This is a genomic window from Ruegeria sp. I1 (genome assembly GCF_056532675.1).
Genome location: NZ_JBQFNM010000002.1, coordinates 345,382 through 358,384, shown reverse-complemented (window position 1 = coordinate 358,384; position 13,003 = coordinate 345,382). Strand labels below are relative to the sequence as shown.

Sequence of the window (13,003 nt, the reverse complement as noted above, 5' to 3'; positions counted from 1 at the left end):
ACACGTTCATTTATAGCGAGGCGAAGAGTGTCTGTCCAGTTGGAATGCAGTCTAGTGGTTTACGAACTCACCCAAACTGATCCGCCCATCACCATCTGTATCTATTTGCTCCAGAATCTCAGAAGCGCGGGCGGCGCTGTGCATACCAATGGCCGCTCTGCATTCCGCGCTGACCTTGGCTTCGTCTTCACGAAAGCCGAACTCCAACTCTGCCAAGGTCACAAATCCGTCCTCGTTGGTATCGGCGGATGTGAAATCGTCAGCCCGGTAGCGTTCGTTTGCCGCTACGACTTCAGACAAGGTAATGCGGCCATCATTGTCAGCATCTGAGAAGCCAATTGCATCATCTGCCAGTTCTTCCGGCGACATTGACCAAACTTTCGCCAGTTCGGTTCCATCACAATCGCTAGGCAAGTTCACCTGCTCGGCCTGCTGCGTCATGTAACTCAGCATTTCGATCCGATCGACAAATCCATCGCCGTTGGTATCCTTGGCACGAAAATTGCCAGCGAAATCGGTTTTTGCAGATGCTCCAGACATCGATACAGCGGCTAAGATAGCGATCGTCAGAATTACTGGAGACGCCGCAACTACAGTCTTTTTCATGGTCGAAACCTCCTTCGAGTTTGAATGAGGCACTCCATCTTCAGCGATCAAGCGGCGCAAAGCCGCGCTCATGGTTTCCCCGCGCGCAGCAACCCTTGCGGCGAACGCGTTTTTTTCCGACAGGCTTAGCCTGACTTCCAGAGATTCAGATTTTTTCTCTTTGGTCATGGTTCCGCAATGATATCTGATGGTGTGCCCGCTCAAAGAAGCAAAGACACCTCAATTTGCCAGCATGATAACGTCCGTACGCAAGCGAAATCGTGTCCGGACAACGGATTTTGCTGTTTCAGGCCGTCGCCAGATTGTGGATCCGCGCGACTTCTTCCCGAATTATTCGAGCAATCAGATCACAGTCCTGCAAAGAGAACGTGAGCGGGACACGCATATCCAAAATACCCGTAAGGATACGATCCGATCCCGGCATACATTCGCTTTCGACATAGCGCCAGCTGTCATAGCGAGAGGTGAAGCCTGTCGGTTCAGCCCCACCAAACCATTTCAACTCGACCCCCCGTTTTGCGCACCTATCAATAACCTCGGTGATCCGATCGGGAACCCAGTCCAGAAGCAGGAACTGGATCGACGAACCGACATAGGTTTCTTCCTCTGGCCGGTCCACAATTGTCAGCCCCGGTGTTCCGCGCAAGCCAGCCTCGATGGCCCGGTATCTTTCATTCCAACGCCCAACCTGCCGATCCAGATCGCGCAATTGCGGGCGCAGGATGGCAGCGCGCAAATTGTCCATGCGACCCGAGACATTGGGCGTGGTGTATTTGACGCGCTCGAAAACCTCGGGCGACGGGGCTGCCAGATGACGTTCATAGAGCATGTAAGAGCCCGACAGCATCGTGGCCTTGGCGGCAAGCTCCTCATCATCAGTGATCAGCAGTCCGCCTTCACCGGAATTGACATGTTTGTACGTCTGGCAGGAATAGCAGCCGATTGCCCCCTGCCGACCGGACAATTGCCCCCGCCAAGCCGCGCCCATCGTATGTGCGCAATCCTCGATCACGACCACACCAGCCGCATCACAAAGTTGCATCAACCGATCCATGTCGCATAGGTGACCGCGCATATGGCTGAGCATCAGAACCCGCGCCTGATCCAGCTTGGTCTCAAGATCGTCCAGATCAATCGTCAGATTTTCCGAGACGCCTACAAACACAGGTTTAGCCCCAACAGATGCAATCGACCCCGGCACCGGTGCAAGGGTAAAGGCATTCGTCAAAACCGGGTCACCCGGCTGAACACCCACCGCGCGCAAGGCAGTCGCCAAAGCGTAACCGCCTGAGGACACCGCTAGACAGTATTTCGCCCCCATCTGGGCGGCAAATTCCTGTTCCAACAATGCGGTCTCGCCCAGCTCACCCGGTGCGACGTTATAGCGATGCAGACGCCCATGGCGCAGGACGGCCAGCGCGGCCTCGATCGCCTCGTCGGGGATCGGTTCTTGCTGGGTGAAACTGCCAGTGAATGTCTCAGTCATGGCTCAGTTCTGGGGCTCTATCCGCGTCGGGTCAAGAGATCATGCCGCCGCACCGATCAGATCGGTCACAACACCCGGCAGATCGGCAAAATGATGCAGCAAAGCCTCGGGCTGCAACGCTGCCATATCGTCCCCCGAAGGACCGAAGGTAACCAACACAGATGGCACGCCTGCGGCCTTGGCTGTGTTGCGGTCAGTATCAGAGTCCCCGATCAGAACGCACAGGTCGGGATGCCCACCTGCCCGCCGCGCCGCCTCGCGCAGGGGTTCAGGGTCAGGTTTGCGCACCGACAATGTGTCCGCACCAACCAGCGAGGCAAACTGATCCCGCACGCCCATCTGGCTCAGCAATTGATCTGCCAGCCGTTCCGGTTTGTTGGTGCAGATTCCAACTCCATAACCTGCGGTTTTCAACGACTCGACCGCGTCCAACGCGCCCGGATAGAATTGTGTATGGGTGTCGATGTCTTTGGAATACGCCTCAAGCAGCACGGGATAATAGGCGTCTACTGTGCCCTCATCAAAGGCTCCGACCCGTTTCAGACCGTGGGTCAACATCATTCGACCACCCCGCACGGCGATACCCGCATCCTGCCCATGAACCAGCACATCCCCGTGTCCCATCGCGCGAAAACAATGGTTTGCGGCGGCCAGCAAATCCCCGGATGTATCCGCCAAAGTCCCATCCAAATCGAAGATGACCGTGCGCATCGCGCCTCCTTGCTCGGCAGTTTTCCGCCATACCATGTTGCAATCGGCAATCTTGTTTGATGGCCGTACGGCTTGCGCCTTTGACCTCAGCGGATAAAACGGTCGGCAAGAAAACACAAAGAGAAAACGATTTCATGACCACTGCCCTTGTCATCCTTGCCGCTGGAAAAGGCACCCGGATGAATTCGGATATTCCAAAGGTACTGCATCCCATCGCCCAGGTTCCGATGCTGATCCACGCCATGCGCGCCGGGTCGGTGCTGTCGCCCGAGCGCACCGTGATCGTCACAGGCCACGGGTCCGAAGCCGTCGCCAAGGTCGCGCAGGCCGAAGATGAAACGGCGCAGATCGCAGTTCAGGAGGAGCAGCTGGGCACCGCGCATGCGGTTGCGCAAGCGCGCGACGCGCTCGAAGGTTTCGACGGTGATGTCGTTGTTCTCTACGGTGACACTCCGTTCTTGAAGCCCGATACGCTGGAACGCATGATCGAGGCCCGCGTGCAGAATGATCTTGTGATCCTGGGCTTTAAGGCCGCAGATCCCGCACGCTATGGGCGTCTGGTCATGAATGGTGACACGCTGGAGCGGATTGTCGAATTCAAAGAAGCATCAGATGAAGAACGCGCGATAAGTTTCTGCAATTCAGGGCTTTTAGCATGTAACGCAGAAACACTGTTGTCGCTGATTGATGCGGTGAGCAATGGCAATGCCGCGGGCGAGTACTACCTGACGGATGTGGTCGAAATCGCTCGCAACCGTGGTCTGAGCGTAACCGCCGTAGCTTGTGACGAAGCCCAGACACTGGGTGTGAATTCTCGCGCTGATCTGGCTGCGGCGGATGCTGTGTTTCAGACGCAGGCGCGCGCCGAGTTGCTGGATCTGGGCGTGACTCTGATGGCGCCGGAAACGGTTTATCTGGCCGCCGATACGGTCATCGGGCGCGATACGGTAATCGAACCCAACGTGGTCTTTGGCCCCGGCGTGACCGTAGAAAGCGGCGCGACGATCCGAGCTTATTCGCATCTGGAAGGCTGCCATGTCAGCCGAGGCGCCGTCGTCGGCCCCTATGCCCGCCTGCGCCCGGGTGCGGAACTCGCAGAAAACGCGAAAATCGGCAATTTCGTTGAGATCAAAAACGCTGAGATTGCCGAGGGCGCGAAGGTCAATCACCTTAGCTATGTCGGTGATGCTGTAGTTGGGGCCGCAACGAATATCGGTGCGGGCACGATCACTTGCAACTATGACGGCGTGATGAAGCACAAAACCACGATTGGTCACAACGTGTTTATCGGCTCGAATACCATGCTGGTTGCGCCGGTGACAGTGGGCGATGGGGCGATGACGGCGACCGGCACCGTGGTGACCAAAGATGTCGAAGCTGATGCCTTGGCCGTTGCGCGGGCCAAACAAGAAAACAAACCCGGCTATGCGCGCAAATTGTTTGATATGTTAAAGGCGAAAAAAGCTCGCCGCGATAAAGAGGCCTGAGTTTATGTGTGGAATTGTAGGTGTTCTGGGGCAGCATGAGGTCGCCCCTATTCTGGTTGAAGCCCTGAAACGGCTGGAATATCGCGGATATGATAGCGCCGGCATTGCCACTGTGAATGACGGGGCGCTGGGGCGTCGCCGGGCGGTAGGCAAGCTGGTCAACCTGAGTGACCTGCTGGTCCATGACCCGCTGCCTGGCAAATCCGGGATTGGCCACACTCGCTGGGCCACCCATGGTGCGCCATCGGTCAACAATGCCCACCCGCACAAGGCCGGCCCGGTCGCCGTTGTGCATAACGGCATCGTCGAAAACTACCGCGAACTGCGCGCCGAATTGGCCGAAAACGGGATCGGATTTGAAACCGAGACCGACACCGAGACCGTGGCTCTGATGGCCGAACATTTGCTGAATTCAGGCCTGTCCCCGGTCGAAGCGGCGTTCAAGACCATTGATCAGTTGGAAGGCGCATTTGCGCTGGCTTTTCTGTTCGACGGGCAAGACGACCTGATCGTCGCCGCGCGCAAGGGCTCACCCTTGGCCATCGGGCACGGGGATGGAGAGATGTTTGTGGGTTCCGACGCCATCGCATTAGCCCCTCTGACAAACAAGATCACCTATCTAGAGGAAGGCGACCGCGCTGTATTGACCCGCACCTCGCTTGAAATCCGCAATGAGGCCGGTGAATTGGCCAATCGGGAAATGCGCAAGATCAAGCTGGATCATGCGCGGGCCGACAAAGGCGAGCACAAACATTTCATGGCCAAAGAAATCGCAGAACAACCGGTTGTTGTGGCCGAAGCGATCCGGTCTTACCTGCCTACCGGCGGGGATCGGGTGGTTCTGCCAGATATCGATCTGGATTTCACCAAGCTTGACCGCTTAACCATGGTCGCCTGCGGGACCGCGTTTTACGCTTGCCTGACGGCGAAGTACTGGTTCGAACAACTGGCCAAAATGCCGGTCGAGGTCGATATCGCCAGCGAGTTTCGCTATCGCGAACCTCCGATCAGCGACCGCACCCTGGCCCTGTTTGTCAGCCAATCGGGCGAAACCGCCGATACGCTGGCTGCACTGCGCTATTGCGAAGGTAAGGCTGACAAGATCGTCTCTGTTGTTAACGTCCCCGAAAGCTCGATCGCACGGGAAAGCGATGTGGCACTGCCCATCCACGCAGGTATCGAGATCGGCGTGGCCTCGACAAAGGCCTTTACCTGCCAACTCAGCGTCTTGCTGATGCTGGCGCTCAAAGCCGCCGCCGACCGGGGCACCCTGACCGATGAGGAACTGGCCGATCACGCCGCCGCCTTGCGTGGTCTGCCCTCGGTTCTGAACTCGGCGCTGGATCAAAATCGCGCCATCCGCAAATCCGCCCAGCGCTTGTCCGAGGCGCGCGATGTCCTGTTCTTGGGGCGCGGCCTGATGTACCCGCTGGCCATGGAAGGCGCGCTAAAGCTGAAGGAAATCAGCTATATCCACGCCGAAGGGTATGCATCAGGTGAGCTGAAACACGGCCCCATCGCGCTGATCGACAAGCATATGCCGGTTGTGGTGATGGCACCGAAAGATACCGTGTTCGACAAGACCGTGTCCAATATGCAAGAGGTCATGGCGCGCAAGGGAAAGGTCATCCTGGTCTCAGACGATGATGGCATCGCCGAGGCCGAGGACGGGGTTTGGAGCACGATCCGAATGCCGCATATCCACCCTAGCCTTGCCCCGATCCTGTATTCTGTCCCCGCACAGCTGCTGGCCTATCACACAGCGGTGGCCAAGGGCACGGATGTGGATCAGCCGCGCAATCTGGCGAAGTCGGTGACGGTGGAATAGGCGGGAACATGGTTCAGCAGGACGCTATTGCGCAACTGATGTCCTTGATGCGTGCTTCGCGCACAGAGTACGAACGCTATTTGGCACAAGGCAAGACCTTTGGTCCGGCGCAGGCATTGCGCGCGACCAACCAACAGGTGCTGGATTTCATCGAAGACACTCCATTCAAAGCCGCCCCTGAACTGATGTCAGCGCTGGAAGACCTGCAAGAGCATTTGCGGGATTGGGCCCGAATCTGGGATCACGAGGCCAAATTGCGCGCCCCGGCGGATGAGGACGAATTCATATTCACAGGGTACAAAACCTATCCCAGGCATCTGGATGCCCTGCTCGCAGAACGGCGCTCAATCTCCTGAGTGCTGGACGGCCCATCCGTACGCGCTTAGTTTTGCCGCAACCCCTTACTCGGAGCGCATCATGGCCAAGCAATTCCCGCAACTCGACCCGCCGCATCAGACCTTCATAGAAGATCAGCACATGTTCTTTGTCGGAACCGCTGGGTCTGAGGGGCGAGTCAATATCTCGCCCAAGGGGATGGATTCCCTGCGTGTTCTGGGCCCGAACCGGATCATCTGGATGAACCTGACCGGCAGCGGCAATGAAACGGCTGGGCATCTACTGGACGTCAATCGCATGACTTTGATGTGGTGTTCCTTCACCACCCGCCCTTTGATCCTGCGCGCCTATGGTACCGCCAAAACACTCCACACAGGCGATGCGGGCTGGGAGGGGTTGGCCCAGCATTTCCCCGCCCATCGTAGCGCGAGGCAGATTTATGATCTGAGCATCGATATGGTTCAAACCTCCTGCGGCTACGCGGTACCCTTCATGGAATACACGTCGGAACGCGACACCATGCAGAAATGGGTAGATGGCAAGTCCGATGAGGACATCCGCGCCTATTGGGCAGACAAGAACCAGCAGACGATTGACAGCAAACCCACAGGAGTCCCTGCCTGAGATGCCACTGGTTGATCCCTATCTGGCCCAGATCAAGGCCCATGCCGATCCTGAACGCGGTGCCCAGATGGCAGCCTATCACAAGGCTGACCGCCCGTATCTGGGCGTCGCAAACCCCGTTCTGAATGATTTGACCAAAGCTTGGCGGCAAGAGCTGGACGTGCCGCAACGCGTGCAGTTGGCGGATGCGCTGTGGCAACTCAACACCCACGAAACCCGGCTCGCCGCCTCAAAACTCCTCACTCAGGCGCGTATCAGACCGGATGACGCCGTCTGGGAACTGCTGCAAAGCTGGCTGCCGGATTTCGATGCATGGGCCGTGGCCGATCATGCGGCTATGGCGATGCAAAAACGGCTGACGGCTGATCCCGCCCGGCTGGATCAGGTCGAGGTTTGGACAACATCAGATCACATGTGGACACGCCGCGCCGCCTTGGTGGCCACCCTGCCCTGGACCAAGCAAAACCATCCCAAACCTGATGATCTGCACCGCCGAGATCGCATACTGGGCTGGGCTGCCAGGTATGTGCCAGATCGCAACTGGTTCATCCAGAAAGCCATTGCCTGGTGGCTGCGCGAATTGTCAAAACACGATGCCCCGCGCGTTGTCGCGTTTTTGGAGCAGCATGGCCCGGCGATGAAACCCTTTGCGCGGCGGGAAGCCGGGAAGTACCTGAAAGATCAGTTGGCGTAGACGTCAACCTCAACCAGCGCATCCAAAGGCACCAAAAGTGTACGCATCGCATCCAGTGACAACTGGCTGCCGCCGCCTTCTGGTCCGCGCGACGGAATAAGCGTGATATACGCCTGTGCCCCGGTCCGGGGCACCACCACGCGGGCCGTAACCTCGGTATCCACAAGCGGCGTTTGCATCCAGCGCCCTGGCGTTGAGGGGTCCCCAAGAACAGCGGTAGTGGATTTGGCGCCGTCCCAGTTCGGTCGCGTCGTGACCGGCTCAGTTTCGGGTGCGGCTTCGGGTTCTGCATTGGCCTCTGTCTCGGGCGCGGCCTCGCTGCGCCCAAACACACGATCCGTCGTCGACCGCACCGTTTCGCAGCCGGCAAGCAGAACACACAGGAAAACAAGAACGTATTTCATACCCGAAACTTACAGCCACGCATCGATCTGTTCCAGCCCAAAGCATGTTAGCCCCTTGTCGCGGACTGGTTACCGATTTACCTATTACGCATGACTGCTCCGCTGATAGACCCCTTCGCACGTGCCATCACGTATCTCCGCGTCTCGGTAACGGATCGCTGCGATTTCCGCTGCGTCTACTGCATGTCCGAGAACATGACCTTTTTGCCGAAGAAAGATCTTCTGACCTTGGAAGAGTTGGACAGGATGTGTTCGACCTTTGTGAAGCTGGGCGTTCAAAAGCTGCGGATCACCGGGGGGGAACCTCTTGTGCGTCGCAACATCATGAGTTTCTTCCACTCCATGACGCGGCATCTGGACAGCGGCGCGCTCAAGGAACTGACGCTGACAACCAACGGCTCGCAACTTCATCGCTTTGCCGACGAACTCTATGCCGCCGGTGTGCGGCGTGTGAACGTCTCTCTGGATACGCTGGATGAAGACAAATTCGCCAAAGTCACCCGTTGGGGCCGCCTGAAACAGGTGTTGAACGGGATTGATGCGGCGCAAAAGGCCGGTTTGCGGGTCAAGATCAACGCGGTTGCTCTTAAAGGCTTCAACGAACCCGAACTGCCCCGCATCACCGAATGGTGTGCCGAACGCGATATGGACCTGACCTGGATCGAGGTGATGCCCATGGGCGATATCGGCAACGAGGATCGTCTGGATCAGTACTGGTCGCTGAAGGACGTTCGCAAGGAATATGAGAACCACTACAGCGTTACCGATCTGGCCGAACGGACCGGTGGACCCGCGCGCTATGTAAGGTTGGAAGAAACCGGGCAGAAGATTGGGTTCATCACACCCCTGTCCCATAATTTCTGCGAAAGCTGCAACCGGGTGCGCCTGACCTGCACGGGTGAGCTCTATATGTGTCTCGGTCAGGAAGACATGGCTGACCTGCGCGCCCCGCTGCGTGACCACCCCGACAGCGAAGCGCCCTTGGAGCATGCGATCCGCGCCGCCATCAACCTGAAACCCAAAGGCCATGATTTCGACTATTCCCGCCAAGCCGTTGATGGCCAGATGACCCGCCATATGAGCCATACGGGCGGCTAGGATGCCCGACCATCGCCCCGGTCGTCCGACACTGCTGTATCATCTCTACTGCGGGATCATTGCTGTGGCAGCGCCCTTGTTCTGGCGCACCGTGCGCCGCAAACTTGAATCTGCAGGTGTTCCAAACAAAAGACAGCAGGAACGGCTGGGTCATGCCAGCCTACCGCGACCCTCAGGACGTCTGATATGGTTTCACGCGGCCAGCGTTGGCGAAAGCCTGTCGGTCCTCAGCCTGATCAGGCGGTTGGGCACGCTTTTGCCCGACGCCGAGTTTCTGATCACATCCGGCACGCCGACATCTGCCGCGCTAATTGAGAAACGCCTGCCCCCCCGGACACGACACCAATACCCACCGCTGGATACGCATGGCCCGGTACAGCGCTTTCTCTCACACTGGAAACCCGATGCAGGCGTGTTTGTCGAAAGTGAAATCTGGCCTCAGCTGATCGTCGAAAGCGCCAGGGGCGGCGTGCCACTGGCCCTGCTGAACGCCCGTCTTTCGCAGAAATCTGTCGAGGGTTGGAAAAAGCGGCCCAAAACTGCGCGTTTCATATTGGACAGTTTTTATCTCTTCCTGACCCAGAATGACCGAACCGCAGCCAATCTGATCGAGATGGGTGCCAAACCCGAGGACGTGAAACCCGGCACCAACCTCAAAGCGATGTCCGATCCGTTGGACATCGACGAACAGGCGCTATCCGACATCCGCACGCAAATCGCAGGCCGCCCCGTCTGGATCGCCAGTTCTACCCATGAAGGCGAAGAGGAAACCGTGTTCGCGGCGCATAAGACGCTGCTTGAACGCTGGCCCGATCTGCTCCTGCTTCTGATCCCGCGCCATCCGGAACGCCGTGACGAAGTCGCCAAACTTCTACATCAGGCCAATCTCACAGCCGCTTTCCGCACGACGGGTGAACCGGTCACGGAGCAAACTCAAACCTACGTCGCCGACACGCTAGGTGAAACCGGCACGTGGTACGCGCTCTGCCCCATCGTGTTCCTTGGCGGATCGTTGAAAGAGATCGGCGGCCATAACCCATTCGAACCCGCCCAAGCCGGGGCCGCCATCCTCACCGGCCCGGGCTATTTCAACTTCGCCGAAACCTTCGCGCCCCTGATCAAGAGCGGAGGCGCAATCGAAATCCAAACCGCACAAGGGCTCTCCAACGCTGTTGCAACCTGGCTATCCGATGACAGCACCCTGACCACCGCGCGCAGCGCTGCCCAAACCTGCGTCAGCACTCAAAAAGACGCGCTGAACCAGGTCGCCGAAACGCTCTGCACGCACCTGAACCTTGCACCAAAGGCGCAGGATCCCTCTTCATCTGGCTAAAAATATCCCGGGGGTGTGGGGGCAGGGCCCCCACCCTCGCCATCAGGCCGCCGGCATCCGCTGCTCGACAATCTCAGCCCACCAGCTGCACCCGGCGGGAATGGCCTCGTCATTAAAGTTATATTCCGGGTGATGAACCATGGCCGTATCGCCATTGCCAACCAGAATATACGCCCCCGGGCGTTCCTCGAGCATGAACGCGAAATCCTCGCCGCCCATCACCAGAGGTGCATCCTCACAATCGCCAGAAACAGACCGGGCCACTTCTGCGGCAAACGTAGTCTGCTCGTCACTATTCACCATGACCGGATAGCCGCGAATATAGGTCACGTCCGCGGTGCCACCAAACGTCGCCGCAACCCCGTTGCAGATCTCATTGATCCGCTTTTCGGCCAGATCACGCATGTCGCTGCTCATCGTGCGAACAGTCCCTTTGATCTGCACCGTCTGCGGGATCACGTTGAACGCCTTCGACGAGGTTTCAAACGAGGTCACCGACACAACCACCTGATCAATCGGGTCCGCATTGCGCGATGCGATGGTTTGCAAGGCCAGCACCGCCTGCGCTGTCATCACGGTTGTATCGACGGTTTCCTGCGGTTTCGCCGCATGTCCGCCGCGCCCTTCAAAAGTGATGTCGAACTGATCAGTTGCGGCAAAGAACGAGCCCGGACGGATCGCAAAGCTACCAACCGGTTTACCCGGCCAGTTGTGCATTCCGTAGACCTCCTGAATGTTCCAGCGGTCCATCATGCCGTCTTCGCACATCTCGCGCCCACCGCCACCGCCTTCTTCGGCGGGCTGGAAGATTACGACAACGGTGCCGTCGAAGTTTCGCGTCTCCGACAGGTACTTCGCAGCCCCCAACAACATCGCCGTATGACCGTCATGCCCACAGGCATGCATGGCTCCATCTGTTTTTGAGGCATAGTCCAGACCTGTCGCCTCGTGGATTGGCAACGCATCCATATCCGCGCGTAGGCCAATGACCTTTCCCTTGCTGTCAGACTTGCCCTTGATCACACCCACAACGCCGGTGCGGCCAATTCCGGTGACCACCTCATCACAGCCGAACTCTTTCAGCTTCTCCGCAACCATTGCGCTGGTACGATGCGTTTCGAACAGAATTTCGGGGTTCTCGTGCAAATCCCGTCGCCATTCGGTGATTTCGGCCTGCAATTCGGCAAAGCGGTTCTTAACTGGCATCTCTTCTCTCTCCTATTTCAAGCCGCCGGCATCCGGCGCTCGACCATTTCGGCAAACCACGAACATCCAATCGGGATGATCTCGTCGTTGAAATTGTATTCGGGGTGGTGCAGCCCGGCGCTGTCGCCGTTGCCCAGAATGATGAAGGCTCCGGGGCGTTCTTCGAGCATGAAAGAGAAATCCTCACCCCCCATCACCATGGGAGCCTCGCCGCAGCTGCCACCAACGGCAATCGCGGCCTCCTCGGCATAGCCTGTTTGTTCTTCGGCGTTGATCGTGACCGGAACGCCTTTGTTGTACGTCACGGTCGCCGTGCCGCCCATCGTTGCTGCGATCCCGGTCGCAACTTCGGTCAGCCGCTTTTCGATCATGGCGCGCATCTCATTGGAATGGGTGCGCACTGTTCCTCGCACACGAGCCGATTGCGGGATCACGTTGAACGCCTTCGATGATGTCTCAACTGAGGTCACAGACAAAACACCCTGTTCAATCGGGTCCGCGTTGCGCGCGACAACCGTTTGCAGCGCCACGATCAGCTGAGACAGCATTACCGTAGTATCCACCGTCTCCTGCGGTTTGGCCGCATGCCCGCCATGACCTTCCAAATGAATGTCAAACTCGTCCGCCGCCGCCAGCAACGGGCCCGAGCGGATGGCAAATTGGCCGGTGGGCAGGCCGGGCACATTGTGCATCGCATAGACTTCCTGAATGCCAAACCGGTCCATCAACCCGTCCTGACACATGGCCTCGGCCCCATTGCCACCCTCTTCCGCGGGTTGAAAGATCACAACTGCTGTGCCGTCGAAATTGCGTGTTTCGGCCAGGTATTTCGCAGCCCCAAGAACCATCGCTGTATGACCATCATGCCCACAGGCATGCATCGCATCAGGCGTTTTTGAGGCGTAATCCAGCCCGGTCTGCTCCTGCATGGGCAGCGCGTCCATGTCCGCCCGCAACCCAATGGCCCGACCTTGCGTATCAGTCTTGCCCCTAATTACGCCAACCACACCGGTACGACCGATGCCGGTGACCACCTCGTCACAACCGAATTCTTTCAGCTTGTCAGCCACCAAAGCGCTGGTGCGGTGGGTGTCGTAGAGGATTTCGGGGTGTTTATGAATGTCACGCCGCCAACCGGTGATCTCTTGATGCAGCTCTGCAAGGCGGTTTCTGATCGGCATGGCATTCTC

General features: G+C 58.1%; 13 protein-coding genes. 7 read left to right on the top strand and 6 right to left on the bottom strand.

All coding sequences use genetic code 11. The features are described 5' to 3' along the window. Positions 1-51: 51 nt before the first annotated feature. From ACR0DH_RS05565 to ACR0DH_RS05555, 3 genes are all read right to left on the bottom strand, one after another. Positions 52-666, bottom strand: a complete 615-nt coding sequence (locus tag ACR0DH_RS05565) for an EF-hand domain-containing protein (RefSeq protein ID WP_480547756.1) — start codon at positions 664-666, stop codon at positions 52-54. A 226-nt stretch (positions 667-892) separates the two neighbouring features. Next, positions 893-2,092, bottom strand: a complete 1,200-nt coding sequence (locus tag ACR0DH_RS05560; protein WP_480547755.1) for a DegT/DnrJ/EryC1/StrS family aminotransferase — start codon at positions 2,090-2,092, stop codon at positions 893-895. A 39-nt stretch (positions 2,093-2,131) separates the two neighbouring features. Then, positions 2,132-2,803 (bottom strand): HAD-IA family hydrolase, encoded by a 672-nt coding sequence (locus ACR0DH_RS05555; RefSeq protein WP_480547754.1) that lies wholly within the window; start codon positions 2,801-2,803, stop codon positions 2,132-2,134. 134 nt (positions 2,804-2,937) lie between these two features. Between ACR0DH_RS05555 and glmU the strand changes: the two genes are divergently transcribed. The 5 genes from glmU (at position 2,938) to ACR0DH_RS05530 (ending at position 7,772) form a co-directional block, all read left to right on the top strand. After that, positions 2,938-4,290, top strand: a complete 1,353-nt coding sequence (gene glmU / locus ACR0DH_RS05550; RefSeq protein ID WP_480547753.1) for a bifunctional UDP-N-acetylglucosamine diphosphorylase/glucosamine-1-phosphate N-acetyltransferase GlmU — start codon at positions 2,938-2,940, stop codon at positions 4,288-4,290. A gap of 4 nt (positions 4,291-4,294) precedes the next feature. Then, the gene (gene glmS, locus ACR0DH_RS05545; RefSeq protein WP_170532251.1) at positions 4,295-6,118 is read left to right on the top strand and encodes a glutamine--fructose-6-phosphate transaminase (isomerizing); all 1,824 of its coding nucleotides are present in this window, start codon (positions 4,295-4,297) and stop codon (positions 6,116-6,118) included. A gap of 8 nt (positions 6,119-6,126) precedes the next feature. Further along, on the top strand, positions 6,127-6,474 hold the full coding sequence (locus ACR0DH_RS05540) for a hypothetical protein (protein ID WP_480547752.1): 348 nt from the start codon (positions 6,127-6,129) through the stop codon (positions 6,472-6,474). A gap of 61 nt (positions 6,475-6,535) precedes the next feature. After that, entirely contained in the window at positions 6,536-7,078 is a 543-nt protein-coding gene (locus tag ACR0DH_RS05535; RefSeq protein WP_480547751.1) for a pyridoxamine 5'-phosphate oxidase family protein, read from the top strand. Between the two features lies 1 nt (position 7,079). Beyond that, entirely contained in the window at positions 7,080-7,772 is a 693-nt protein-coding gene (locus ACR0DH_RS05530) for a DNA alkylation repair protein (protein WP_480547750.1), read from the top strand. On the opposite strand, the gene ACR0DH_RS05525 is transcribed toward ACR0DH_RS05530, so the two are convergent. Then, positions 7,760-8,176: a hypothetical protein gene (locus ACR0DH_RS05525; protein ID WP_480540781.1), complete on the bottom strand. Its 417-nt coding sequence runs from the start codon at positions 8,174-8,176 to the stop codon at positions 7,760-7,762. The genes ACR0DH_RS05530 and ACR0DH_RS05525 overlap by 13 nt on opposite strands. A 90-nt stretch (positions 8,177-8,266) precedes the next feature. Here ACR0DH_RS05525 and moaA point away from each other — a divergent pair, with 90 nt between their 5' ends. Together moaA and ACR0DH_RS05515 are read left to right on the top strand one after the other, a co-directional pair. Then, positions 8,267-9,274, top strand: coding sequence for a GTP 3',8-cyclase MoaA (gene moaA / locus ACR0DH_RS05520; protein ID WP_480547749.1), 1,008 nt, complete (start codon positions 8,267-8,269; stop codon positions 9,272-9,274). A gap of 1 nt (position 9,275) precedes the next feature. Then, complete coding sequence (locus ACR0DH_RS05515) at positions 9,276-10,607, top strand: 3-deoxy-D-manno-octulosonic acid transferase (RefSeq protein ID WP_480547748.1); 1,332 nt, start codon at positions 9,276-9,278, stop codon at positions 10,605-10,607. 42 nt (positions 10,608-10,649) lie between these two features. Here the strand turns inward: ACR0DH_RS05515 and ACR0DH_RS05510 are convergent, their stop codons facing one another. Both ACR0DH_RS05510 and ACR0DH_RS05505 read right to left on the bottom strand, forming a co-directional pair. After that, positions 10,650-11,813 carry a M20 aminoacylase family protein gene (locus tag ACR0DH_RS05510; RefSeq protein ID WP_480540775.1) on the bottom strand — a complete coding sequence of 388 codons (1,164 nt, stop codon included), beginning with the start codon at positions 11,811-11,813 and terminating at the stop codon, positions 10,650-10,652. Between the two features lie 17 nt (positions 11,814-11,830). Beyond that, positions 11,831-12,994 carry a M20 aminoacylase family protein gene (locus ACR0DH_RS05505; protein ID WP_480547747.1) on the bottom strand — a complete coding sequence of 388 codons (1,164 nt, stop codon included), beginning with the start codon at positions 12,992-12,994 and terminating at the stop codon, positions 11,831-11,833. Positions 12,995-13,003: the final 9 nt, after the last annotated feature.